The organism is Vibrio penaeicida, from assembly GCF_002933855.1.
Lineage (GTDB): Bacteria > Pseudomonadota > Gammaproteobacteria > Enterobacterales > Vibrionaceae > Vibrio > Vibrio penaeicida_A.
Window position 1 is genome coordinate 41,737 of record NZ_BFAQ01000023.1, and the last position, 26,924, is coordinate 68,660.

Below are 26,924 nucleotides of genomic sequence, written 5' to 3' on the forward strand. Positions count from 1 at the left end.
GGTAAAGCATCAACATCTATGTTAAAGATTAAAATTGAAAATGCGTCTTTTAGCCCAAATTTCACCGGCATTTGTATTCAACTTTTTAACGTATAGAGATTCGTTCCAAACCCTTAGCATAATTTAGAGTAAAAACACTAACTCAATTTAATAAGAGAGTTAATGCTTATGCTCAGTTACCTTTTACCCGTTATAACCAGCTTTGGTGCTATGCAACCATTCACATCACTGCTGGATTTAGACATGGCTGAAATACCAGATTCCGTACTTTCTTCTGCTCCTGTTTCGTTCATTTTTGATAGAGAAAGACCAACTTACGTACGCTGCTGGTATCGAACCAGCCACGCGGAGGAAGACGTTGGCACCGATTGGAAATGGGCAAAAAATGAAAATGGTACTTACCTTGAATTGGATGGGTATTGGTGGTCTGCCTTTGGTAGACGAAATATGTTCTATACCGATATGCCACAAGAAACCATTCATCAGTATTGTGAACAAACACTCGGAGTGAATTATAACAATGCCGACATCATGTTTTATGCCTCCGATAACGATCTTTCCTACAACTACACTATCTGGACCAATGATCATGTGATGCAGCCGAATACCATCAATAAAGTGGTGGTACTCGGTGATAGCCTGTCGGATACGGGAAATATATTTAACGAATCTGAATGGAAATTTCCGAGCCGAGATTCTTGGTATTTAGGGCATTTTTCAAACGGATTTATTTGGGCTGAATATCTTGCCAAGTCTCAGAAATTACCAATGTACAACTGGTCGGTTGGTGGGGCTGCGGGATCGGATCAGTACTTACTGATTAAAGGAGTTAAGGCGCAAGTCGACTCTTTTCTGACCTACATGGAAGAAGCTAAAAACTACAAAATCCAGAACACGTTATTCACTCTGGAATTCGGCTTGAACGACTTTATGAATTACGGGCGTGATGTCTCTGAAGTAAAAGCAGATTTTGATTCAGCTATGAATAGGCTCACCACAGCAGGGGCAAAAAACATCTTACTGCTGACTTTACCTGATGCGACAAAAGCACCGCAATTTCAATACAGCACTCAAGAAAACATCGATACAATCCGTAGGAAAATTCTTGAATTCAACGGTTTTATTGAAGAACGAGCAACCCACTATCAAACTCAAGGAGTCGATATTACATTGTTTGATGGATACCAATTGTTTGAAGATGTACTCGCCAACCCTAAGCAACATGGGTTCGTGAACACAAATGAACCTTGCTTAAACTTAACGCGCAGCTCTGCCGCCGACTATTTGTATGGACATGATATTACGAACGACTGCGCCGCCATTGGATCGGATAAATACGTTTTTTGGGATGTAACCCACCCAACAACTGCCATTCACAAATACTTAGCTAAAAGAATACGTGAAGAAACAAGCATGAATTTTTGACGCTATTGGAGCGAGGCTATCCTCGCTCCTTAAATTGCTTTTGCAACCAATCCACACAATATCTCACCACGTGTTTGTCTTTGCTGAATGGTGAAACCCTGAGGTAGTAGCTATACCCTTCAAAAGAAGGTAAATCGGATCTTTGTTTTAGCCATTTTTGCTTTCTCGCGACTTCACTCAACACATCACTGACCAATGCCACTCCCTGACCTGCAAGTGCCGCCTGTAACACATACTGTTCCTGATTGAATTTTTGAGTCGCCAAGCCTGAATTCGCAAAATGTTTCTGCCACGGCACATTAGGAATATAAGACTCATCCTCCCACTCGGTTACAAATAGGGTTTTGGGTATATTTTTACGTTGGTCATCAGGGTTCGCTGGCACATAGCACCCTAATCGCTCAGCACCAAGAAGCACTTCCCCTTCTTCCATCGTTTCTGGCAAACCATAACGAACCGCAATATCAATGCGGCGCTCATTACTAAAATCCACCAGCCTGTCACTGGCGCATATTTCCACTTCCAAATCCGAACGTTTGGCATGCAGTTCCGGTAGTTTTGGGGCTAACCACAGTGCCGCAAACGACGTACAGCACGAGATAGTGACTCGATTTATTGGTGCCTGAATATCTGAGATGGTGTCTTCTAATTGGGTAAACACATTCTGTGTTGTTTGCGCCAGTTTCTTCCCTTCTTCCGTTAACGTCACCGCCCGAACTTTGCGTTCGAAAAGCGTCACGTTCAATTGAGCTTCTAGGCTTCTTATCTGGTGAGAAATGGCTGTTGGCGTTACGTTCAGTACAGACGCAGCATGCTTAAAACTACCGTACTGGGCAGCTAAGGAAAACGCTCTTAAATGATTCAAAGACGGGATATTCGCCATATTACTGAAACTCTATAAGTAATTATTTCTCATCTATAAGTGGTTTTTTCTCGTTTGTCAAAACCTCTATCCCAATTAAGAATAAACCTTCTTCCTAATCACGCAGGACATCATCATGGCAACACTTCTTCACATTGACTCAAGCCCGAGACCTTACTCTCCAGACATGAAAGCACACCAGTCGCTTTCTCGCCAAATCGCACATCACTTTGTTTCTGAATTCAATGAGCGATGCCATAAGAATAATCTGATATATCGAGATTTATCAACGACTCCTCCACCATTTATAGATGTAGAATGGATCGCACAAAGCTTTGCAAAACAAACAGGAAAGACCAATCATCCCGCTTTAGAAACATCAAACAAGTTAATAGAAGAAGTCGAGCAAGCCGATGTCATTGTTATCTCGTCCCCTATGTACAACTACGGCATGCCCGCGGTTCTGAAAGCGTGGTTTGATCAAGTCATACGGGTGAATAAAACTTTCTCATTTGATTTAGCACGAGGAGAGAATCCTATCGAGCCTATATTGTCTGGAAAAACCGTTGTGCTGTGTACCTCCAGCGGTGAATCGGGTTTTTCTGAAGGAGGAGAAAAGCATCATATGAATCACTTAGGAAAACACATCAAATTGTTAAGCCCTTATTTAGGAGCCAGCCAATTCCATGAAATCACCAGTGAGTATCAAGAATTTGGAGATGAGCGCCACAGCCTTTCGTTTGAAGGGGCGAAGAAAGAAGCTAAACAGCTTGCGGCTAGAGTTGCCGCTCAAAAATAAAGCGTAAAAGACGGCTAAATATAAAAAACCCTTCCAACATTGAAAGGGTTTTGCCTATCCAAATAACCTTAAGGTAAAGGCGCTTGGGTATATAGCTCAACGGGTTAAGACGGCTTTTTTGCCAACACTTCATCGATATCAGCAGCTGAGTGACGCTCTGGCACTTGCTCCCATTCTTCACCCCACGCGCGGTTAACCATTCGGCCACGTTGCACAGCAGGACGTTGAGAAATGTCTTTAGCCCAGCGCACAAGGTTGGGGTAACTCTCTACATCTAAAAACTCGGCTGCATCATAGAGCACACCAAGCACAAGATTGCCATACCATGGCCATGTCGCAATATCCGCGATACTGTATTCATCGCCACCTAAGTATTTATTACTCGCAAGGCGCTTATCCAATACATCGAGCTGACGTTTAGCTTCCATAGAAAAGCGATTGATCGGGTACTCAAACTTCTCTGGCGCGTAAGCATAGAAATGCCCAAAGCCACCGCCTAAGTATGGTGCCGACCCTTGAAGCCAGAAAAGCCAATTCAACGTTTCTGTACGAGCTTTCGCATCTTTAGGTAATAGCTGCCCAAACTTCTCTGCCAAGTAAAGCAAAATACCGCCCGATTCAAAAACATTTACTGGCTCACTGCCTGAGCGATCCACCAACGCTGGGATTTTCGAGTTAGGGTTAACACCAACAAAACCCGAGCCAAACTGGTCGCCATCGCCTATTTTGATTAAATACGCATCGTATTCGGCTTCGGTTACGCCAAGTGCCAAAAGTTCTTCCAACATTATGGTGACTTTCTGCCCATTTGGAGTGCCCATGGAGTAAAGCTGCAGCGGGTGCTTACCTACCGGCAGTCCTTGTTCATGTCGTGCACCAGAATCTGGTCTATTGATGCTTGCCCACTGACCGCCATTTTCATCTTCCATCGTCCAAACTTTTGGTGGTGTATATTCGTTTGCCATCTCAATTCCTTATCTGTGTGAGGAGGGGGATATATCTGAGCCTGAGATCAGCAGACCCTACAACATACATTAGGTCTTTTTTCTCAGTTAAAACCCCTATATGATATTTTTATTAGAACGATCGGTTATTTATAACTCATTGTTTAGAATAAAGCTAACCTGTTAATACAACCTTTAATTTTTGTGGTTAACCATTAGAGTCTGCGGCTTTTTTGTATCCAAAAATCAAATAATCCCAATTAAACAAACACATCCATAGGGTTGAAGAAATTCCGCGTCGATCCGCTTAACTACGCTGAAAAACATCGATTACTCCTCAAGACTAGACGCTCCCCTGCAATCACGCTTGGTAAACTTTTATTATTGGCAATGAACCTTGTACCTGTAAAAACGTACCTTCATACATTTAACTTGATACGGTAGGCAGATATCTAAAAAACAGAAAAGAATTGAGTAAGAAGCCACACCGGTTAATTAATTCGCTGGCTTGACGAGGATTTTGTTGTGAGTCAAGTCCAGTTGGACATCAAATTGATGAAGAAAGTCCACACCAAGTAAGCCATCCAGTTGAAACCGATGATCAATGGGAAACAGTAATGCCTTACTAACAAAAGGATACCCGTGCGTGGTCATCGGCTCGTTGAAAAGCTGACAAGAGATGCCACCTAAGTTGTAATGACACGGCTCAAGTGATTCATTAGGGTTCACTTTGTTGCCAACAAAAAGAGTTTGTGACGCTCCGGTATCCAACGCCAACAGATATTTTTGATTTTTAGTTTTAAGTTCAACTCCGACTCCCTCTTTGTATACGGTAAGAGCTTGCCAAAATTTAGATTCAGATTGATCTGAGTTCTCAATAATCAGCACTTTATCGTGGAAGCTGATTCTAACCGTCTTCCCTAAGAATACGCCTAAGCCCAAAACGGGTATTTCTTCTATATCTGGCTTTCCTTCTCCGACCGATACCCCCCACGGCTGCAGCGAAACTACTTCAAGATCTTCAAATTCCATGCACCCCAATTTCAGCGTCTTCAAGCGATATACAGAATTGCTGAACTCTTGACCTACCGAATTCATGCTTTTGCGTTTTTCAGGCAGTTCAGATATTCCAGGTAATGCCTGAATCATAGGTTTAGGTAGATGAAAACCTGCGCTTGATCCGGTATCCAAAAGGAAGTCTATCTCTTGCTCACCTACTTCCAACGTCACTATCGGCATACCTTTAGGACTGAAGGAAATAGGAGTCCTGAACGAATCGCAACTCTTGGAAAATGAAGTTGCACTGAAAGTAAGTAAGAAAAGAAGAAGCGGGAGACGATCGAAAAAGCGACAAATAACATGCATCGGTAATTAACCTTGAAACAGAGCGTATCTGGTTCATATTTCAGCACGAACCGTAGAGAAGCTCATACTAAGCTTTACGCAACTCATCTCGAACTTGCCCATCTAAATTCTTTGTATAATGAGACAAGCTTCATACTCAATCGGATCAAACGAGACCAGTAGTAGGAACTGCTGGTCTCCAATTCGCTAACCGTAAAACCACTTAATCAGTAAAATGCGTGGCAATCTTATCGATAGCTTGGTCAACATATTCTGCGACATCGTAAAGCCCAATATGATTGGAACCCTGAATCACTTCAAGCTTTCCGGCGCCGGCGGTGGCACGTAACATTTGCTCACTTTCGTATGCCGAGTCAGCTTCAGAGCCAACAATCATCAACAGAGGTGTCGGCGACAAATTTTCAGCAACATCTAATGCCGAGAAGTTGGCTAAGCTGGCAAACGACCAAGGCAAGAACTTACTCTCATAACGTCCTTTTTGCCCTCGGGACGTCATGTAATAATCGTAAAACTCTCTGAATAATCTTGGCATGTCTTCGCTGTCTGATTCAGGAGCATGAGGCAAATAACTGATTTCACCTGTCTGCTGATAGGTTTCTCTTGCTTTGTTACCCAGTTCCAATACTTCCAAAACCCCCTCTCTTCCCATAATAGTTTGATAGAAGCCTCGGTGATCAAAGTAAGCACTTACTGTGACTACGGATTTAATTCGCCTATCCGTTGCAGCAGCAAAGCTTAAGTACCCTCCACCTGAACACACGCCCAAGCCATAAACACGATCTGGCTGAACATGGTGATGTAACCGAAGAAACGTCACCGCATTAGAAATGTCTTCTGCTTTAAGATAAGGGTTTTCATGAAATCTCGGCTGCCCTTCACTGGCACCAAACGTAGCGTGATCAAAGGTCAGGGTCACAAAACCTTTAGCTGCCAATCGAGTGGCATAGTGATCGACCGTTTGCTCTTTAACACCCGCTTGAGGCGCAGCAATCACTATTGCTGGAAAAGGGTGACAGCCTTTAGTTGGGATAAAAAGGTTCGCGGCAATTCGGCTACCGTTGCTATAAAAAAAGGTTTCTTGTTGAGTGTAAGTCATGGAGATTCTGCCTCTAGTAATAAGTTGTTCACTCTTTTTGAGCGATGGCTACATCATAAGAACAGTTTGATTTATGATATATACATCAACACCACACTAACTGTTACATAATGAACAACAATATTTCATTGCTAGACGTAAAAGCATTCGTCGCCATCGTATCTAATGGCAGCTTTACCAATGCTGCCGAGGCATTAGGTTCATCCAAAGCACATCTATCTCGTCAATTGAGTCAGCTAGAAAGAACATTAGGCGTACAATTACTGATTCGCACAACTCGTTCCCTCAAGCTTACCGAGCAAGGGGAGCGTTTTTACTCAAGATCCCAAGCCGCCTTGATAGAAATCGATCAAGCCGCTGCTGACGCGCTAGAACAAAACGCATCTATGTCTGGGCTGATTCGCATCAACAGTTTAGGAGGCGCATTTGGTGAAGAATATTTATCACAAGCTATCGCCGAATTTTCACTATTTTACCCAGATATACGCATTGATATTTCCTTCGACAGCAAACAAGTCAGCTTAATTGAGGATGAATTTGATCTTGTGATCCGTTCAGGAAACTTGCCTGATTCTCGTATGATTGCGCGACACTTGATGGATATGGATATAGGTGTATTTTGCTCTCCAAACTACCTGCAAGGTACATCGAGCCCAACCCACCCAAGTCAATTCAAGGAGCACCATTGTTTAACTGGCACAATAGACAAATGGGTATTCACTCATTCAAATGGCGAATCACAGACTGTCCAAATCGTTCCATCTGCTAGTTGTTCAAACAGCCGAGTATTGTTGACTTACGCGATCAACGGGATGGGTATTTGCCGCCTACCTAGCCGATACGCAGAAACACATTTGAGAAGCGGTAAATTGGTACATGCAATTGAAGGTTGGTCAGTTGTGCCTATTCCTATTCACCTGATTTACCACAAGAATCGCTACCAACCAGAAAAGCTTAAAACATTGATTCAGTTTCTTTGTGATTGGTTTAAAAAGGAAAAATACAGCTCTGGTAATAGATAAGATATCGAGGTGCTCGCCAGCCCAAAAGGGAGCGCTGGCGAGTTGGATCCATCAGTTTTGGTGGGCAGGTAAGTCTTGTTTTTCATAAGCATCAGCGAATGAATGGTTGCGATCGCGGTGTTTGGCTTCGTCATTACGTATTTGCAAAATTACGTCTCTTAGCATCGCATTACTCGGCAATTTATAGTACCCAATGGCCAGTTTCGGCGCAGGTACATTCTCTACTTCACCATCGTCAATTTTACCCAGATACTCGGTATAACTTTTACACGCTTCTTCCTCAAAATACCCGACCACTCGATGCGCAATCTTAGAAGAAAGCAGATAAATCAGGCTGTAAACAACAATAAATACACCCTGTCCTAGCAACACCAGAGCACGTTCAACCCAACTGGGTTTTGCGATATCCAAGAAAATCATAAGGTGCATACGCTCATTTTCGGCTTCGTCCAGTAACTCTCGGATCCAACCTTCGTCGTCTTTCATGCGCCTAAGGGCTTTCATGTGGTTAAACATACCAGCAACCATGCCAGGTACTGCGGCAATGGTTTCTAAGATCACCGCTCGCTTCGCGTATTTCTTTCCATAGAAAATATTGAGGGTAAATTTTAAGAATTGCGTAATCCGATACGCGACACGTTCAGAAAGTTTGCTCGCAGAGCGATGCGTTAATTTGAAGTCTGACATGAGCTTTACCTCTTTATCTTAAAGATGCATTTAAAATACATCTTTAAGATAAAAGCTTCAATATTCTTTAGAACTTTAAACTATTTTAATAATCTCTTTTAGGAATAAAGGGACACAAAGAAAAACCTGAGGTAATAAAAAGCCATGGCGAACCATGGCTTTGAATGATGCTAAACCCGAATAGAGCTTAATATACGTCTCGCACGTAGCGTTTCTGCTTTTTAAGCTGGTTAACGTAAGCTTCTGCTTCTTCTTTCGATTTGTTGCCGTGAACTTCGATGACTTCGTGCAGTGCTTTATCTACATCTTTTGCCATGTAGTAAGCGTCGCCACACACGAAGAAGTAACCACCGCGTTCTAGCCACTCATACAAGTCAGCGCCACTTTCACGCATTTTATCTTGCACATAGATTTTTTCAGCTTGGTCACGCGAGAATGCCAGATCTAGCTTAGTCAGCACACCTTTGGTTTGAAGTGCTTCTAGCTCTTCTTGATAGATAAAGTCTGTTGAACCGTTTCTATCACCAAAAATCAGCCAGTTGTCGCCTGGAGAAGCTTGAACCTCACGCTCTTCAAGGAAAGCTCGGAAAGGCGCGATACCCGTTCCCGGCCCCACCATGATCATTGGTGCTTTGTCGTCTTCAGGCACAGCGAAGTTCTTGTTAGGAGCAAAGTAGCAAGGCACTACATCACCCTCTTCCACCAAGTCTGCTAACCACGTTGAACATGTGCCGTTGTAGTCACGCTCGCCATTTTGGTATCGCACACTGCCAATGGTTAGGTGCACTTCATCTGCGTGCTTGTTCAAGCTCGATGAAATGGAGTAAGCGCGCGGTGCAATAGGCTTAAGCAGCGATAAAATTTCTGCCAGCGATAACGTCACGCTTGGGTACTGGCGCAACAAGTCGAGAATGTCTTTCCCCCAAAGGAAGTCGTTCAAGCCTTTGCTGTCTTCGTTTCCGATTAAAGCGATCAATTTATGGTCGCTGGCACTTTCAGCCAACGCTTTAACAAACTCTTTCGACGGAGTTCGAATATCCAAATGCGAGGTAAAGATTTCACGTAAACTGAAGTTGTCGCCATTCCACGACGGCTTTTCATCTCCACTAAACTGGAAATGCTCTAGGAATGCTTGAACCAGTTCAGGCTGGTTTTGAGAGATTACATTTAGGGCGTCACCAGCCTTATAGAACTCACCGCTCCCTTCCAAAGAGATTTCGTAATGTACGATTTCTTTGCTAGAACCTTCTTTATTCAGCACACGCTTATGTTTCAGCGTTGCTTGCAGTGGTTGTTTACGGCTGTACTTCGACTTAGCCTTTGGGGCGCTGCCCCCTTGAGCAACGGTGGCTTCACCGTCATCACCTTTGTCTGCAATACCTGGCAGAGTGGCAATCATCCACTCTTCAGCAGGTTGTTCAAAATCGATGTCACAATCAACACGAGTCGTAACACGCGTTGCACCAAGTTCTTCAAGGCGCTCATCCCAAAGTTTACCTGCAAGGCAGAACTCATCGTAACTGGTGTCACCTAGTGCCAATATTGAGAAGAAGGTGCCGTCCAATTTAGGCGCATGTTCATCAGACATGGTCTGCCAAAGTGACTCGGCATTATCGGGCATTTCACCCTCACCATAGGTACTGGTTACAATCAGGATACGAGAAGATTTAACGAAGATTTGTGCATCGACGTCATCCATATCGTATACCGTGGCTGTCATGCCATATTCTTTGGCTTTTTCTGCCGTATCGTAAGCAACGGCTTCTGCGTTACCAGTTTGAGAACCATAAAGAATCGTCAGTGCTTTAACCTGAGGCTTAGATTCCGCGTGTACTACGGACTCTTCTTTAACCAACAGGCGTGAGTGTAATCCAGAAAAGAAGCCCGCCAACCAGGTCTTCTGATCGTCGTTAAACGGAATGTCTTGAGGCAAATAAGGTACTTTCATTTTTCTTCCTACTTTGAAATCGGTGCCTTCCCTAGGCAGTTTGGGCTTCTAAAACTTGCTGAGCTTTTTGTTCTTCAATATCGTCTCGAATGACATCGGCAAAAACATGGCAGTAAAGCGTCGCTGTACGTAATGACACCGCTTCGATCTCTACCATTTGCTTACTAATGTCTTTCTCTCGCGCCAATATCCAGACTGAAGTACCACGCGAATGGGTATCCCAGACATCACGGCGTGCCAAAGACGTTTTGTAGTCCTGCACGCGTTTAGCCGCCAGTAATACAGCCAATTCGTCATCGCGATAGTTCGATATGGCTTCCTTGATATCTTTCAGCAACACATCCAACAGTTTTTTGTCACGAAGCTCGAACAAGCGTTTCACTGCGCGAGACTGCTCAACTTCACCTTCAAACTGACCTTTTACCAATTGATGCGCTCGGTGAAGCACACCGCTTTGCGTCAATAAATCACAAATCAGTGGCGTATCCATATCGCCATACTGTGGACTGAAACCACGTGACAAGGCTTCATTTCCTTCATAAGCAAAGTGCACTTGTTCAATTAAGCGATTCGCCTCTCCTTGGATCAATTCTTCCAGCATTTTCTTGCGGGAGTTGGTCTCAAGAATACTCTCAGGGTGCTGACTCTGCGTTAATGCAAGTGGAAGCACCAACGTGAACAACGTTCGGCTTGTCGCCCAGTCGTCCAAAATGGCTTGCGCTTTTTCAGATTGAGTAAATCGAACGTGCTGTTCTAAGTGCCATTTCAGTGCTTCTTCGTAGCCCTCATCGTGCTCGATGAGCGGCAAAGCTAAGACGGAATCTTTGCTGCAACGCTGCGCAAACGCACCATCAACATCGTATTGATAAGCAAGACCACCAGACATGCCGTTACCAAAACCTTTACCGTATTCGCCAAGGTTAATAACGGAACCATTTGTCATGTATTCACAACAAAAATCACCGACGCCTTCTACAACAGCAATCGCGCCAGAGTTACGCACGGCAAATCGGTCACCCGCTTCGCCTTGAATAAACGCTTGACCGCCAGTTGCGCCAAATAACGCAAAGTTACCGATAAGAACATTATTGCCCGCCGACATATCGTTTCCGCCCGGAGAGCGAACCACGATATGACCACCGCTGGAACCCTTGCCGACACCATCGTTACATGTACCGACATGTTCCATCACCAAACCGGAGTTGTTGAATGCACCGTAGCTCTGACCCGCGCTGCCGTGGGTGCGAACCACAATGGATTCAGCATCAAGGTAACGACGACCATTGCCAGCGGTAAACACGGCTGGGTGTTTTTCTCCAACATTTTCATAGTTCAACGCGCGTTCAATATCGATTGAAAGCTGACCGCCCGTCGATTTGTTGCGGTTGTTGAGTTTTGTTCCTGCTAATTCAATGTTCAGAAGCTCTGAATTGAAGTACTCACTGAGCAGTTTTTCGATGTATGCGTCATCTGGCGTGAAGTCTGCTTCCAAGTAAACAGGGCGTGGTACTTTGACATGCTCCACTTCGCGAAGAAGCCCTGTAACATCCAATCGACCCACAATGCTGTGGTGATTCGCAAGATGCAGAAGTTCTGTCTTACCGCGGATATCACGCAGGCTGCTATAGCCCAAGCTTGCCAGAATCTCGCGAACTTCATGCGCAACGTTTAAGAAATACTGCGCTAGTGCTCGTGGATCGCCCTGATAGAGCTCAGGGTTCGTTGTCAGACCCGCTGGGCACTTGATGTTACAGTTCTTCGCCATAACGCATTTAAGCATCATCAGTGCGGTTGTACCGAATTCGAACGAGTCACCGCCCATGATCGCGGACTTGATGACATCCGTCCCCGTTTGGTGTGCGTTGGAACAACGAAGCGTCACTTTGTCTCGCAAGCCATTCTCGCTGAGCGACTGATGCACTTCTGCAATACCGATTTCTGCCGCGCGACCTGTATTTTTCAAACTGGTTACTGCGGCTGCACCCGTACCACCTGTATTACCTGCGACGTTGATGACATCCGCACCCGCTTTCGCAACACCAACCGCGATCGTACCGATACCTTCGGATGACACCAACTTAACGATAACGCGAACACGTGCTGCTTTGGCATCGTGAATAAGCTGACCAAGGTCCTCGATAGAATAAGTATCATGGTGTGGCGGTGGGCTCACCAATTCCACACCCGGTGTACCACCACGCGCCGCCGCAATTTCTACGGTGACCTTTGGTGATGGTAGCTGACCACCTTCGCCGGGTTTCGCACCTTGCGCGATTTTGATTTCAATCTCTTCAAGCTGTGGATCGGCAAGGTAACCTACCCAAACACCAAATCGACCGGATGCAAACTGCTTGATCTTGCTCGACTTGATGCTGTTAAAACGGCTTGAGTGTTCACCACCTTCACCGGAGTTACTCATAGCACCCGCAATATTGGTGCCTTGCGCAACAGCCATGTGAGCATTGGAGTTAAGCGCACCATGACTCATCGCGCCCGACGCAAAGGTAGGAGTAATGAGATGTGCAGGCTCGACGTCGTCCAATGCTATCGGTGATTTCGCTTTTTGAATCTTCCCGATGAACTCTGCGTATTTAGGTGCGAGAACCACATCCAATTTGTCTTGGTGAAGGGACAATTGTTCAACATGATCTGCCCAACAGGTTTGCATCGCTTCTGCAAACGTCGAGAGGTTATCCGTGTTGTCCAAACGGAAACTAAACGCACGGTCTTGGCGCGATACGTTCTCGATAGAAATACCGCCCCACAAATAATTGACGTTGCCGTCCAAATGAAAACGGTCGAGAAGATGCGAGAATGCTTCTACGGTATTGGCCTTGGAGAAATCCAGTGGCAGCAGCAAGATATCGCGAAGAGCCGCAGGTCGAGCGCTACGTTCCTGATACAGGTTGTCGATGAACGCTTGATAAGACGGCGTAATGTCAAACTCGTCAATCTGTTCTGGGCTGCGTTTCTCGTAACCCTTGTCTTTGTATGCGATGTCTTCACTGGCAAATTGATTGGTCTTGTCCATTGCCAGTTCGGCTTGGTCGGCGTAACTGACAGGCTCTTGAGTCATGTTGATGTATTCGCGAACCGCTGTGTTACCAAAGCTGTGACCCGCGCCATCTTGTCGCTCTTTAAACAAGCCAAGAAGTGGAATCTGATTCTCTTCATTGATAGCAAGTGCTTTAAAGTGCCATTTAGCGGAGCTCCAAGCCAAGTCCTCAAATCTTGCACCACCAACCGGCGAGCTGATGTTCGGGAAATAACGCTTCAAACAATCGGAATCGGAATCTAAGAAGTTTGATTCGAAAAATTCACCGCCGATGTAACTTTCAGCCGTACACAAACCAAACTTACCCATGGTCTTCATGAGTGATTTTTCAACCGCTTTTTGGAAATGCTTAAGGCCCGCTTCAACCGTTTGATTAGTCGATAACGTTTGAGCGCGATAGAACACAGAAATAGGGCAAACCGCAGATGAACCAAACCCAAGAAGGCAGGCTATATCGTGGCTACTTGCCGCCTGTCCTGTGAGATAAACAATACTGGTGTTGAATCTCAGACCTTGTTTGATCAACCTTTGGTTGGCCGCGGCTACCATTAAAATAGCAGGCAGAGCGGCTTTGTCTTTGCCGATGTTCTTATCACTTAGCAGAACAATACCGCAGCGACGACGAGCCGCTTCTTCAATTTGGTCACAAAGCGCGTTAATCGCCTCTTCTACTCGCTTAGCGTTGTCTTCGCGGCTATTAAGCGTCGGAGTGTACAGCGTATCGAACGTGGCGACTTCTATGCGATCTTGTTCAAGAATTTGCTCTAGTTGTTGTGGCTGCAACACAGGTGATTGTAAAACAAGCTGAACGGTATCTTGAGGGCTAAAACCTGGCTTAGCGCCTAAGGCAACGCGCAAGGTCATACCATCCGATTCACGCAGCGAATCCAAAGGTGGGTTGGTTACCTGTGCAAAACGCTGACTGAAGTATTTGGACATGCCGCCTTCTTCGTCGGTCAAAACGTTCGGCGCTAAGCCAAAGCCCATTGCTGAGATCTTTTCCGCACCACTTTCGATCATAGGATCGAGGAAGAATTTGAAGCTCTCTTGGTTTAATGAGTATGCAACGTGGCGGCTGTAGGTACTGAAATTATTGTTTTCCTTAACTGCATCAAGGGAAACAGATTCAATATCGTTCAGCGTGATTCTTGCCGACTCTAGCAATGCTGAGTAATTACGCTCTTTCGCGAGCGTTTCTAAAATTTCTTTGGTTTCGTAGCTATTGCCAGTGGAGTGATCAAAGTAAATCATGCCACCAGCCTGAATGCGTCCATAACGAATCACATCTTCTGGCGGGAAATCAATTTGACCCGATTCACTCATCACCGCGAGGTAACGATTGGTTTCAACACTACGAAGCGGACGCAAACCCAATCGGTCTAGGCGTGCACCCACTTTCTCGCCATCAGAGAATATCAGTGCCGCAGGTCCATCATTTTTTTCTTCAGACAAACTGAAATATTCCAGCATGTCTCTTACTTCTTGCGAAATTGATTCGTCGTTTTCCCAAGCAGGCGGCATCATCGCCAGCACCGCTGTTACGATGTCCATACGGTCTTCAACAACGCGTCTAGCCAATGTTTGGTCAAGGCGGGCAGAATCCGATTGCCCTTTCGGGAAGATCACTTTTTTGTGTTGCTGACGCGCTATCGCATCTTCGCTTAGGCGGTTTTTCTTATCGGTATTAAGTTCACCATTGTGCGCCATACGGCGAAACGGCTGAGCCATCATGGTGGCGGGTGCGGTATTCGTCGAAAAACGCGTATGGAAAAACAAAGTGGTAACGTGGTGCTCTGGATGCGTAAGATCCGAAAAATAAGGTACGACTTCACCTGAGTTCAAGCGCCCTTTGTACACCTGAGTGCGTGAACTCATTGAAAGCGGGTAAAACCCTTCAAATTCAGAATCGGTAAATCCGATCGATTCAAGTTCGGAAAGCGCTGCGTTAATCTGGTCTTCAAACGATTGCGCGTCTGGCTGATTATCGCCTCTTAAAAAAACCACCTGTTGAATGGCTTGCTGAACTTTTTGTGACGCTTCGTTGACGGCCTCTGGGTTAACGGGCACTTCGCGCCACAATTCAACCTTCAATGAATACTTATAAAGCGTCTCTAGAATAAGAGATTTAGCCGACTCAAATTGTGCAGAGTCGAATGGGAAAAAAAAGTTTGCGACACCAAATTCGCCTTTTTCAAGCGTTGGCTCGTTTAACAGAAAGCGGTAAAAGTTCACGGATAAGTCGATGTTAACACCGGCACCATCACCAATACCTTCGGCATTCATACCGCCACGATGTGGAATAGTGCATAAAGCTTCATGGGCAAGGGTAAGAAGCTGATGAGTCTGCTCCCCCGTTTTATCCGTGATGAAACCCACCCCACAGCTTGAGTGTTCATGCTCGCGATCATACAGCGAGCGAGATTCCTGATTCATTCGATCATTTCCTTGATTGCTTGCAGCTATTAGCTCTGCAGGTCCTTTGGCATGTATCGCTACAGTACCGAAGCCTTTATCCAGTGTATTGTGAGCAAACCAATCCTGTTTAACTCACACAAATAGAAATGATAATAATTATCATGCGTAGTGCTGTAAGGCAAGTTTTCTGTGATTGAGATCGCTAAAAATTATTCGTCAAATTCCTAGTGATAGCTGAATGAGTATGCGTTCTGATTGAATTTAAGGCGGTTTTTCTATTTGAGCTGACCACAAAACTTGTTTAGGGTGTACTGGTGAGTTTGAAAAAGATGAATAGAAAGACGTTATTTAAGTATTCAAGTCACATTATGATATTGCTAGAATCGCGAAAATTTTCCATAAGACAAGAGAATGATGAATAAAAGCTTTGTCACTAATTTGCTAGCACTTGGATTGCTGGCTGCCGGATACAAATTAGACAACCAAATTGCACTATACGCAGGCGTATTTGCTTTTTCAGGCGCTATAACCAATTGGCTAGCCGTACATATGTTGTTTGAAAAAGTCCCTGGGCTGTATGGGTCTGGTGTCATTCCGGCAAGATTCGAGGAGTTTAAATCCGCCATTAAGAACTTGATGATGGCGGAATTCTTTACCAATGAGAACATTGATCGCTTCTTGAGCAGTGAAATGTCTGGAAGTCAGTCATTGGATCTACAGCCAGTAATAGAGTCCATTGACTTCGAGCCCACTTTTGAGTCTTTGGTAGAGGTTATCGCTAATTCTCAGTTTGGTGGCATGCTTGCGATGTTCGGTGGAACCGATGCATTGCAACCGCTCAAACAACCTTTTGTCGAGAAGATGCAACAATCTGTTGTTCAAATTAGCCAGAGTGATGCCGTTAAGGCGGCATTAAAAACGCAGTTAGAACAGCCAGGTATGATGGATGAAATCCAGAAAAATATCGAAAACATCATTGACCAACGTTTGAATGAACTAACACCTCAGTTAGTAAAAAGCATGGTTCAAGATATGATCAAAAATCATCTGGGCTGGCTAGTCGTCTGGGGTGGGGTTTTTGGTGGTCTAATTGGTGTGATTTCGGCTTTTCTTAGTGCTTAAACCACGTCCTTGGTTATAACTGTTTTTGGCATGGCAGAATTTAGAAACCATTAGGGTCAATGACCCTAATTTATCGTTCTTACCGAGCAAATGCCCTAAAGCATGGTTATCAAATCCGGGTTCACTCCGAATCCGGTTTTATGCTCTTCAATCACCACTTCACTTCGCGTTTGGATGACACCTGGTAGTGTACCTAACTTGGTAGACATGAAATCTTGATACGCTTTCATATCTTTAACACGTACCTTGATCATGGTGTCGAAATCACCGGAAAGGGAGTAACACTCCTCTATTTCTGGCATTAATTCCACTGCTTTCGCAAATTTTTCGAAGATAGAAAAGCTCGTTTGGTCCAAACGAATATGAATGAAAACTTGGACGTCTAACCCTAATCGTTCAGGACATAGCTCCGCGTGATACCCCTTGATATACCCTTCTTTTTCCAGTCTTTTTACTCGGTCTGAACATGGGGAGGTTGTAAGGTGCACTTGTTTAGCAAGCTCCACCATGGAGATACGCCCCTTAAGATGAAGAATACGCAGTATTTCGAGATCAATTTTATCCAATGACGAGTGAGGCATAACAACTTCCTAGCAATAATTACAATCCATTAACAGTAAGTATCACTGAGTTTTTAACCATATCCAAGTGGAATTCACTTTGTGGCACCAAAATCACCATACGGTATCACTTTTTGACGTTTTTATTACTAAGGTTGGATTTAAAGAGAAAAGGATAAAAAAAAGCCAACCGCAAAACTGTGCGATTGGCTGATAGATAGTGTGAACAAATAATATTCACTAACAACGTCAGTTGGCTAGGTGACCCTCGGCTTTAAAAGGGTCACAGTTAATAAAGCAAAACTGATGCCAACTTTTTCCAGTCTAAAATCGAGTGATTTTGGATAAAAAACTATCGTTTTTGATTTTTTCAATGAAATTGATTTGCAAATTGCGAAATCTCGATTGCATAGTGAGAATGAAACGTCACTTATAACGATAAGTGAACGGCGTGAAACAAGACTTTAATCGCATTTTTCCAGAAAACATTTAACGTATTGAATCCTCTAAAGAATTTAAATTTACTTAAACGTTTTATAAATCTTACATATTCTACTTGCAAGTGTGATTCCCTTCTCAAAGTTTGATCTGTATTTAAGGAATCGCTGATTTTAATAGTCAGAGTTGCATAGTCACTATGGTTCGTATTGTCACAAGCGATTACAATCAACTAACTTTTGAATTAAGATCACAATACCTTCCTTAATGAGCCGTACTACGTATCATTTTTTCGCTTACCTTACCGCTGCGTTGTGTTCACTCAGCTCAAAGGAAATAGCCGCCTCACCACAAACCGTTAACGTGGGTTTACGTTGGGTTCACCAATTTCAGTTTGCTGGTTATTACGCAGCAATTGATCAAGGCTACTACGCAGAAAAAGGGCTTCACATTAACTTGGTGGAAGGCTCACCCACATTGGATGTTACTGAAGAAGTGCTTTCCGGTACGTTGGATTTTGGTGTAGGGAATGGTGAACTTGTTCTTCAGCGTTTAAAAGGAAAGCCACTGGTTGCTATTGCGGCGACTTTTCAATATTCGCCATCTGTATTACTGACTCTTGAAGCTTCGGGTATAAGAACACCCAAAGATTTAGAAGGTAAACGAATCATGACCTTAAATGGTCAGATGTACCCTTCCTATCTATCAATGTTAACGTCCGTAGGTACGGATGTTTCTACCATAAGAATTCAAAAATCTTCGTTTGATGTGCAAGACCTCATTGACGGTAAAGTCGATGCCTTTAATGCCTATTTACCCAATGAACCCTATCTGCTTAAAAAACAAAACATCCGCTTCAATATCCTCGATCCTAGAGCGTATGGCGTCGATTTTTATAGTGATTTTATTTTTACACGCGATTCATTAATCAAACAAAATCCACAATTAGTAGACCAATTCCGGGAAGCAACACTTCGAGGATGGCGATACGCTCTCGACAACCCTGAAGAAATCATTCAAATAATCCAAAGTAAATACAACAACGAAAAGACACTCGACGAATTACGCTACGAAGCGCTCGCTATTTCCAATCTCGTCCGTTCAGATCTGGTTGATATTGGCTACATCAATGAAAGCCGAATTGAAAAAATGGCCGCTATATTGATCCAAGAGAATTTAGTTGATGATCTTTACCATCTTGACGGACTGGTGTATCACGCTGAGAAGGAACAAATTGCTGACGCTCGGAAAAAGGTGTTCTGGTTATCGTTGGTACTTATTTCTCTTACTGGCGTATGCACCATTCTGATGCTTCTAATGCGCCGCTTAAAGCAAGAAATGGCCAGCAGGAAAAAAGTCGAAGAACAGCTTCGCCACCTCGCTTCGGTTGATCCTCTCACGAGCCTCTACAATCGACGAATGTTTGCTAGCTTGATGGAAAAAGCCACGAACATCGCTCGCAGAACACAAATACCCTATAGCTTGGTTATTCTCGATATTGACCTATTCAAAGCGATCAATGACCAACACGGTCATAACACTGGCGATAAAGTGATCGTGGGCGTTGCTGATACGATAAAAAATGTTGCGAGGAGCTGTGATGTCTGTGCCCGCTTCGGGGGCGAAGAGTTTATTATCCTGTTGCCTGACACCGATTTACTAGGTGCGACTTCTTTTGCTTCAAGGCTACAGGAAAGAGTCAATCATCAACCTTTTTATTCTGAAGATGATCAAACTTTTTGGGTAACATGCTCGTTTGGTGTCGTGGAGTGGAATCTTACAATGAGTCTTGATGAACTCATATCAAGAGCTGACGACGCCCTCTACGATGCAAAAAGAAGTGGAAGAGATAAGATTTGTACCTTTCGCAATAATGCCGAGAAAACGCTAGAGCCCATTGAAGCCTAGCTTGTTCACTTATTAGCTAAACAAGCAGACGACAGTGAAAACCCAGCAAATCTAAGCAATGCTGGTTTCTTTTATTTCCGTATTTACCGGACTGCAGTATTCTTGATTGCATACTCGACAGTAAAGCCTTTGTTCCATTTTATGGTAGTTATCACCATTAAAAATTTGGAACATCACTTGATTAGCCTTTTCCAACAGCGTTGTACATTGCGGTGTGGTTTTGCACATAATGGCTTTATGGTGGGTCTTCTTCTCACACGCTTCACAATATACCTTAGGCATTACTGGTTTCCTTTTAGCACTTTTGAACTAATTAGACCTAATTAGAACAAACCTGTTCGCTATTATTAATTCTGAAACTAATATTTGTGGTGGACGTAACATATTTGCCGAACTTAACACTCACCGAACACTATTATTGTGCTTAGTGTCATAATAAAAATGTTTTGTTTCAGGAAAATACGATATCTAGTACTTTATACCCAATAAAAAACGCCCTCGGATGAACGAGGGCGTTTGCGCTTTACAAGAAAGAATCTGTTCCTAAGAACTGCCGCTCTTAGTCAAGTTCCTTCAGTTGCTTTTCAAACTTGGCATGCTGCGCTTTCACTTCATCAGAAGGTTCGCCTGTTGCAATGCTAACCGCAACGATAGAGATCGTTGACAATATGATCCCAGGTACAATTTCGTACACGTCAAACCAACCGCCTGAAAGCTGTTTCCATACCACAATCGTGATACCACCGACCAAAATACCCGCAAGAGCACCGTTGCGATTCATACCTACCCAGAAAAGGCTCAATACGATTGCAGGTCCAAACGCGGCACCAAAGCCAGCCCACGCGTAAGAAACTAACCCAAGAACAGAACTGTCTGGGTTCATCGCGAGGAACAACGCAACAAGTGACAGCAAGATAACCGCAATTCGACCAACGGTGACAACTTGCTCAGGTGAGGCTTCGTTATTAAACACTTGTTTGTAGAAGTCTTCAGCTAAAGCTGATGAAGATACAAGCAACTGAGAATCCGCTGTACTCATGATCGCCGCTAGAATCGCAGCCAACAGAATGCCCGCGATCACTGGGTGGAAAATAGCATTAACAAGCAGCATGAAGATTTTCTCTCCATCAGCTAAATCATTACCTTGTCCATTCAGATAAACCAATCCAACCAAGCCCACTAACATAGCGCCGACCATTGATAGTGCCGACCAAATAACCGCGATGCGACGAGCCGTGTCGAGATCTTTGTTGCTTCTTGATGCTTTGAAACGAGCCAAAATATGCGGCTGACCAAAGTAACCCAAACCCCATGCCGCCAACGAAATGATCGCTATGGCAGTCAGTGGCTCACCTTTAGAGTCATTCCACAAGGTCAGAAGCTCAGGGTTAATGCTTTTCAGGTCTTCAGTCAGTTGACCAAGTCCTCCATCCATTGCGGCAATAGGTACAATAAGAAGCGCAGCTGCCATCAGCAAGCCTTGAACTAAATCCGTCCAAGAAACCGCTAAGAATCCACCAAACAAGGTGTAAGACACCACACAAACTGTCCCGATGATCACCGCTGTCGTGTAATCCAACCCGAATACCGTTTCAAACAACTTGCCGCCTGCAACCAAGCCAGAGCTGGTATAAAAGAGGAAGAACAAAAGGATAAAGAAAGCAGAGATCGTCTGAATCAATTTCGAATTATCTTGGAATCGACGCGATAAGAATTCAGGTAGCGTTAACGCATCAGTTGTAATGCTATAAGTACGCAGGCGCTTAGCGTTGATAAGCCAGTTTGCCCATGTTCCTAATAGCAGGCCACCGGCAAGCCAAAATGCTTCAATACCTGCAGCATAGGCATAACCTGGTAGGCCAAGAAGCAACCATCCACTCATATCTGACGCACCTGCGGAAAGCGCAGCTGGCCAAGGTCCTAGTGAACGACCACCCAAAAAGTAATCACTTGAATTTGAAGTACGCTTGTAAGCAATAACGCCAATTGCAAGCATCAAAATAAGATACGCAATAAAGGTACCGGTAATAGCAAAGCTATTCTCGATCATATAAAACTCCTCGTTTTATTATTTTTATTCCATGTTGCTTCACCCTAATTTGAATACACAATTGAGGGAGAAGCGGGCATGAACTGGCTAGTGGCCGTCGCTCCCGAGCTCAAGCAAGGTCGCGTTTCCACCGACTGCCGTTATATTGATGGTGCGCGTTCGCTCAGTCACGAAGCGCAAAGCAAGGTATGGATCTAATGCTGTCGGCAGACCGACAAGATCCGTTTCACTAATAAACGAAACGATGGCACCGTTTCGATTGGATAAACTTCGGTTAAGAAGAATTTCTTGTTCTGGAGAACCAACAAAACCTAAAGCACGAACATCGCACTCTAAAATTTCCTGAGCGGATTCTCGCGGAATAACCTGTAAAACATGAGCAGGTAATGAAGTACTCGATATCGCTTGCGCAATAGCCTGCATGTAGACTTCATCATCCGAGCTCAAAATAACAGCGTTGCCAGCTAATAAAGCACAGATTAACTGCGCCGTAATAGCCTGTCGCCCGGTGTCGGACGATTCATCTTGAAGTAACAAACAAACGCCTCTGCCTGCAGTGTAAAGTTCATTTGTTTCACCTGTAGACCCTGGCATCAAATGGGTTTTAGCCAGTAATGCTTCGCTTTTCTCTAGGTGATACGAACATACCGCACTGATCGTAGATTCCTTTTGACTAAGTGCCTTAGTGAAAGAGGTAATCGCGGCGCTACGCTGTTCGTAGCCAGTTAGGTTCCAATTTTCCCATGCTGAGTATGCATCTGAAAAACAAGTGACTTGATGTGCCATAACGGTTCTCCTTATGCGTAAACGGCTTGAGTGAATCGGATAAGATAATGTGGACCACCTGCTTTAGGGCCTGTGCCCGATAGCCCTTGACCACCAAATGGCTGAACGCCAACGACCGCGCCAACTTGATCGCGATTGATGTAGCAGTTACCGACTCGAATGTGTTTCTCGATCCAGCGGTAGGTGGTTTCATTCCTACTGTGGACACCCATGGTCAAGCCAAAACCTGTGTTGTTAATTTGTTTAACCACATCAGCAATTTGGTTCGCTTTAAAGCGCACAATATGAAGAATCGGTCCGAAATGCTCTTTTTCTAATACCGAAATATTGTCAATTTCGAATGCAGAAGGGGCGACATAATCACCATTTGCACAGGCGTGAGAAATCTCGGCTTGCGCGACCAATTTTTGTGTACTCGACATTTTTTCAATGTGAGCAAGCAAATTGGTTTTAGCAGTTTGGTCAATAACAGGACCTACATCGGTTTTATGTAAGTAAGGTAAACCCACATCCAATTGAGCCATTGCACCTTGAATGAGTGACGTAATTCGATCGGCAATATCTTCTTGAACAAACAAGACGCGAAGAGCGGAGCAGCGTTGCCCAGCAGAGGCAAAAGCCGAACGCATAACATCACGAACAACTTGCTCTGGTAAGGCAGTACTATCGACAATCATTGCATTCTGACCACCGGTTTCCGCAATAAACGGAACGGGGGCTGCTTCGCGGCTTGCTAACGTTGCGTTGATTCGCTGAGCTGTTTCCGTCGATCCCGTAAACGCAACACCCGCGATGGCTGGATGAGAGGTTAACGCGCTACCGATTTCACGACCAATACCCGGAAGCAACTGAATAACACCCGCTGGCACGCCAGCTTCTAGCATCAACTCAATCGCTTTAACGGCAATAAGGCTGGTTTGCTCTGCGGGTTTTGCCACAACGGTGTTACCTGCGACTAATGCCGCTGTAACTTGACCAAGGAAAATAGCTAATGGGAAGTTCCACGGGCTAATACAAACAAACACGCCACGACCTTCACGCGTCACCTGCTTAGTTGAGCCATCAAATGCGGTGATGTGCTGCGCTTTCAAGAGATTGGCTTGATTTGCGTAGAAGCGACAGAAATCGACAGCTTCACGCACCTCGTCGATACAGTCGTGAATGGTTTTTCCTGCCTCGTGATGACACAACGCCACTAACTCGGCTAGATCGCGCTCCATAAGATCGGCAAGCGTATTTAAATATGCGCCCCGAGACTCGGTGGTCTGACTGCGCCATTCATCAACGTTAGCAGCAGCGCTGTTCAATGCTTCGGAAACATGATCAAGGTTTGCAAAGACCAAGTTTCCTACGTGTTTATTGCGATCGTAAGGAGCGGTAACCATAGTTGGTTGTACTTCTTCCTTGATCATGCTTTCGAAAAGGTTCACACCATTAATGATTGGCGCACCTTTCCATTGACGTTCGCTAAAGGCATGAACAGCCTTCTCAAATACTTCGGCTTCGCTGTCAATATCCACATTGACACCGATCGAGTTTTTGCGATCATCAAAAATATCACCTGGCAGAGGTATCTTGGTGTTATTCAACGTTTCAAATGCCAATAGCGAATCGACAGGGTGATGAGTCAGCGTGTCGACAGGGCAACGAGCATCAACCAAACGATGAACGAACGAACTGTTTGCACCATTCTCAAGTAGGCGACGAACAAGGTATGGAAGTAAGTCTTTATGGCTTCCAACTGGCGCGTAGATACGAACAGATTGCCCAAAAGCGGACATTGCATGTTCGTACAACGCATCACCCATGCCATGCAATCGCTGAAACTCATAGTCACCGTGATCCGCCATCACCGCAATTGCGGTAACGGTATGCGCGTTGTGGCTTGCAAATTGAGGGAAAATATTACCGCGCACCTCTGCACTCAATAAAAAGCGTGCACATGCAAGGTAAGCAACATCCGTCGCTTCTTTACGGGTATAAACCGGATAATTATCGTACCCACCCTGCTGGGACCATTTTATTTCGCTGTCCCAGTACGCACCCTTCACTAGACGTAGTGGGATTAAATCACCCTGATCTTTTGCTAGGCCATTTAGCCAAACCAGCACAGGCAAAGCGCGTTTCGAATAGGCTTGAACAACCAGTCCAAATTTACCCCACCCTTTAACACTTTCGCTTCGGTAAAGCTTTTCAAAGAGCTTAAGTGAAAGCTCTAAGCGATCCGCTTCTTCTGCATCAATCGTTATCGCAACATCAAGCTCACGGGCTTTTTCAAGCAATTTAAGAACAGTGGAATACATCTCATCCATCACGCGTTCGTAATTCGCAACTTCATAGCGTGGATGCAATGCAGATAGCTTAATAGAGACAGACGGAGCTGGACTTGTATCTAACCCATACCCATCGCGTCCCACGGCTTCAATAGCCACGATGTAGTCTTTAAAGTATTTTTCCGCGTCTGTGTCTGTCAGCGCCGCTTCACCCAACATATCAAAAGAGTAGGTATAGCCTTTATCGCGCATCTTTTTGCCGTTCTTTTGCGCCTCAGAAATCGAGCGTCCAAGAACAAATTGATGGCCCATGATCTTCATTGCCTGATGCATTGCCTTGCGAATAACAGGCTCAGAGAGCTTATTCACTAAGCTATTAACGGCTTGAGATGGGGATTTGGATTCCGTTTCTTTCAGTCCAACCACTTTACCAGTCAGCATTAAGCCCCAAGTGGATGCATTAACAAAAACCGAATCTGAATTTTTAAGGTGAGACTTCCAATCAGCAACACTTAACTTGTCGCGAATCAGCGCGTCTGCCGTTGCGGAATCTGGAATACGCATTAATGCTTCAGCCAAACACATCAAAAGGATGCCTTCTTGAGTATCTAAACTGTATTCCAATAGAAGTGCATCAATCATCTGCACAGCATTTTTGTCGGCACGGATAGCATTAATCAGTGCTGTGGTTTTTTCATTTGTAGCACGCTTTTCATTATCAGAAGGCTTAGCTAATGGAATTAGTTGTTCTAACCATTGGGTCTCTTCAACCATATACAATGGCGAGATCAGCGACCAAAGTTGATCAAGCGGTTGCTCAACAAACTGTTTCGTCAACACATCTGTTGCTGTAAACATGCGTTTTCCTCAATCTCAGTACCGAATAAAATATCGGGTTCATCCACAATGGGTAGCAGTGTATTTTGAGCTTGAGTGAGATACTTGTCAAAAACTCCGGCTTTTTTGGCAAAAAGTCGGATTTTTAACAAAGTAAAAACATGATCACAGGAATTTCGCGACAGTTTATGCAATATAGTGCAAACAATTTCGCGCAGATTTAACGTATTTCCACCCTATTAATTCCAATGTTTAAATTGGATATAATACCAATCGTAGTAACTAGGACAAAAGGTTAGTGTTTGTTCAAAAGACGTTTCTTATAAACAGACGGGGAAATCCCCTGAAGGCGTGAAAATGTGTGGGTAAATGTACTTTGCCCGGAAAACCCAGTCAGCTCGGCAATATGCCCTAAACTCAGATTTCCTTGCTCAATAAGTTTTTTTGCCATATCGACACGTCTTCCAAGTACATATTGATGTGGCGTAACACCGGTTTGCTCTTTGAAAAGCATGTGAAACTGGCTTTCTCCCAAGAAAACACTACCAGCAAGCTGAGCAACGGTAATTCTATGGCTCAGGTGCTGCTCGATATAGCGATCTACAGCATCCATATCTAATCGACCATCTTTCTGTAAAGCTTGGAATGACTTCAGGTGGCGCTGTAAGAGTGCAACTACGGTATCATTACATGCTCGGCTCAATAGTTCATCAGCGGGGCTATTACGCATTTCACCTACAAGCATTGCAATCAATTGCTGTATCTGGTTATCGAGCTGAAAATAGATATCTTTCTTTCCTAGCTCATTCAATTTTTGCAATACCAGAGGATCGTATTCGCTCATCATAGGCATATTGAGCACGAGAATGTCCGACTTGCCGATTCCTCCAAAAGCATGTTGTGAAGAAGCTGTTACCACACAACCTTGACCAGGACCAATAAAATTCCCGACCCCAGCAACGTCAAATTCTGCCTGCCCATTCAACCCAATCACGATCTGAGTATATTCATGATCATGGTTGTTCATTTCACTGGGAAGCGTCATCACTTGAGCAGGCTTAGGCCCATTAAGACCGTTATTATTTTTCATGGCAACACCGGAAATTCATAGGCTTACGTGCACTATGACGACTAAAAATATGAAGCAAGATCACAAACGCTGAAATAGTATCATCGAGCAGTGTACCTGCGGGCTTCAACTTGAGTCAAAAAAGGTTACATTTCACGGAACAATGATCAAGTGCACATAAATTACGGTCAATGCTTACTCAATCCACTTTAATCGCATTTTTTTATATCAAAACTAAGAAAATTGTGAAATTCTCAAAGACA

General features: G+C 44.3%; 18 protein-coding genes. 5 read left to right on the forward strand and 13 right to left on the reverse strand.

Annotated features, from left to right (window positions below):
- The first annotated feature begins 168 nt into the window (after nucleotides 1–168).
- Nucleotides 169–1,425, forward strand: coding sequence for an SGNH/GDSL hydrolase family protein (locus VPNCDNU1_RS13595; RefSeq protein WP_104400919.1), 1,257 nt, complete (start codon nucleotides 169–171; stop codon nucleotides 1,423–1,425).
- A gap of 16 nt (nucleotides 1,426–1,441) precedes the next feature.
- On the opposite strand, the gene VPNCDNU1_RS13600 is transcribed toward VPNCDNU1_RS13595, so the two are convergent.
- Entirely contained in the window at nucleotides 1,442–2,308 is an 867-nt protein-coding gene (locus VPNCDNU1_RS13600) for a LysR family transcriptional regulator (protein ID WP_104400817.1), read from the reverse strand.
- A 115-nt stretch (nucleotides 2,309–2,423) separates the two neighbouring features.
- Between VPNCDNU1_RS13600 and VPNCDNU1_RS13605 the strand changes: the two genes are divergently transcribed.
- Nucleotides 2,424–3,086, forward strand: a complete 663-nt coding sequence (locus tag VPNCDNU1_RS13605; RefSeq protein WP_104400818.1) for an FMN-dependent NADH-azoreductase — start codon at nucleotides 2,424–2,426, stop codon at nucleotides 3,084–3,086.
- A gap of 104 nt (nucleotides 3,087–3,190) precedes the next feature.
- On the opposite strand, the gene yghU is transcribed toward VPNCDNU1_RS13605, so the two are convergent.
- The 3 genes from yghU to VPNCDNU1_RS13620 form a co-directional block, all read right to left on the reverse strand.
- Nucleotides 3,191–4,051 carry a glutathione-dependent disulfide-bond oxidoreductase gene (gene yghU, locus VPNCDNU1_RS13610; RefSeq protein WP_104400819.1) on the reverse strand — a complete coding sequence of 287 codons (861 nt, stop codon included), beginning with the start codon at nucleotides 4,049–4,051 and terminating at the stop codon, nucleotides 3,191–3,193.
- A 474-nt stretch (nucleotides 4,052–4,525) separates the two neighbouring features.
- Nucleotides 4,526–5,260 carry a pepsin/retropepsin-like aspartic protease family protein gene (locus VPNCDNU1_RS13615; RefSeq protein WP_167404792.1) on the reverse strand — a complete coding sequence of 245 codons (735 nt, stop codon included), beginning with the start codon at nucleotides 5,258–5,260 and terminating at the stop codon, nucleotides 4,526–4,528.
- A 337-nt stretch (nucleotides 5,261–5,597) separates the two neighbouring features.
- Nucleotides 5,598–6,491: an alpha/beta hydrolase gene (locus VPNCDNU1_RS13620; protein ID WP_104400821.1), complete on the reverse strand. Its 894-nt coding sequence runs from the start codon at nucleotides 6,489–6,491 to the stop codon at nucleotides 5,598–5,600.
- 110 nt (nucleotides 6,492–6,601) lie between these two features.
- Between VPNCDNU1_RS13620 and VPNCDNU1_RS13625 the strand changes: the two genes are divergently transcribed.
- A complete protein-coding gene (locus VPNCDNU1_RS13625) occupies nucleotides 6,602–7,513 on the forward strand; it encodes a LysR family transcriptional regulator (RefSeq protein ID WP_104400822.1) in 912 nt (303 codons plus the stop codon).
- A 51-nt stretch (nucleotides 7,514–7,564) separates the two neighbouring features.
- Here VPNCDNU1_RS13625 and VPNCDNU1_RS13630 read toward each other — a convergent pair whose 3' ends face one another.
- The 3 genes from VPNCDNU1_RS13630 to VPNCDNU1_RS13640 form a co-directional block, all read right to left on the reverse strand.
- On the reverse strand, nucleotides 7,565–8,200 hold the full coding sequence (locus VPNCDNU1_RS13630) for an alternative oxidase (RefSeq protein WP_104400823.1): 636 nt from the start codon (nucleotides 8,198–8,200) through the stop codon (nucleotides 7,565–7,567).
- 187 nt (nucleotides 8,201–8,387) lie between these two features.
- Entirely contained in the window at nucleotides 8,388–10,148 is a 1,761-nt protein-coding gene (locus VPNCDNU1_RS13635) for a diflavin oxidoreductase (protein ID WP_104400824.1), read from the reverse strand.
- 31 nt (nucleotides 10,149–10,179) lie between these two features.
- Nucleotides 10,180–15,636 carry a glutamate synthase-related protein gene (locus VPNCDNU1_RS13640; RefSeq protein WP_104400825.1) on the reverse strand — a complete coding sequence of 1,819 codons (5,457 nt, stop codon included), beginning with the start codon at nucleotides 15,634–15,636 and terminating at the stop codon, nucleotides 10,180–10,182.
- Nucleotides 15,637–16,032: 396 nt separating this feature from the next.
- On the opposite strand from VPNCDNU1_RS13640, the gene VPNCDNU1_RS13645 reads away from it, so the two are divergent.
- The gene (locus tag VPNCDNU1_RS13645; protein WP_104400826.1) at nucleotides 16,033–16,740 is read left to right on the forward strand and encodes a DUF445 domain-containing protein; all 708 of its coding nucleotides are present in this window, start codon (nucleotides 16,033–16,035) and stop codon (nucleotides 16,738–16,740) included.
- Between the two features lie 95 nt (nucleotides 16,741–16,835).
- On the opposite strand, the gene VPNCDNU1_RS13650 is transcribed toward VPNCDNU1_RS13645, so the two are convergent.
- Complete coding sequence (locus VPNCDNU1_RS13650) at nucleotides 16,836–17,321, reverse strand: Lrp/AsnC family transcriptional regulator (protein ID WP_101111857.1); 486 nt, start codon at nucleotides 17,319–17,321, stop codon at nucleotides 16,836–16,838.
- 684 nt (nucleotides 17,322–18,005) lie between these two features.
- Between VPNCDNU1_RS13650 and VPNCDNU1_RS13655 the strand changes: the two genes are divergently transcribed.
- Nucleotides 18,006–19,646 carry a GGDEF domain-containing protein gene (locus tag VPNCDNU1_RS13655; RefSeq protein ID WP_104400827.1) on the forward strand — a complete coding sequence of 547 codons (1,641 nt, stop codon included), beginning with the start codon at nucleotides 18,006–18,008 and terminating at the stop codon, nucleotides 19,644–19,646.
- A 51-nt stretch (nucleotides 19,647–19,697) separates the two neighbouring features.
- On the opposite strand, the gene VPNCDNU1_RS13660 is transcribed toward VPNCDNU1_RS13655, so the two are convergent.
- The 5 genes from VPNCDNU1_RS13660 to VPNCDNU1_RS13680 all read right to left on the reverse strand — a co-directional run bounded on the left by VPNCDNU1_RS13660 (nucleotide 19,698) and on the right by VPNCDNU1_RS13680 (nucleotide 26,682).
- Nucleotides 19,698–19,928 (reverse strand): hypothetical protein, encoded by a 231-nt coding sequence (locus tag VPNCDNU1_RS13660; protein WP_104400828.1) that lies wholly within the window; start codon nucleotides 19,926–19,928, stop codon nucleotides 19,698–19,700.
- Between the two features lie 277 nt (nucleotides 19,929–20,205).
- Nucleotides 20,206–21,693: a sodium/proline symporter PutP gene (putP, locus tag VPNCDNU1_RS13665; RefSeq protein ID WP_104400920.1), complete on the reverse strand. Its 1,488-nt coding sequence runs from the start codon at nucleotides 21,691–21,693 to the stop codon at nucleotides 20,206–20,208.
- 90 nt (nucleotides 21,694–21,783) lie between these two features.
- On the reverse strand, nucleotides 21,784–22,482 hold the full coding sequence (locus VPNCDNU1_RS13670; protein ID WP_104400829.1) for an aldehyde dehydrogenase family protein: 699 nt from the start codon (nucleotides 22,480–22,482) through the stop codon (nucleotides 21,784–21,786).
- An 11-nt stretch (nucleotides 22,483–22,493) separates the two neighbouring features.
- Nucleotides 22,494–25,613 (reverse strand): bifunctional proline dehydrogenase/L-glutamate gamma-semialdehyde dehydrogenase PutA, encoded by a 3,120-nt coding sequence (putA, locus tag VPNCDNU1_RS13675; protein WP_104400830.1) that lies wholly within the window; start codon nucleotides 25,611–25,613, stop codon nucleotides 22,494–22,496.
- 274 nt (nucleotides 25,614–25,887) lie between these two features.
- Nucleotides 25,888–26,682: an AraC family transcriptional regulator gene (locus tag VPNCDNU1_RS13680; protein WP_104400831.1), complete on the reverse strand. Its 795-nt coding sequence runs from the start codon at nucleotides 26,680–26,682 to the stop codon at nucleotides 25,888–25,890.
- Nucleotides 26,683–26,924 lie beyond the last annotated feature (242 nt).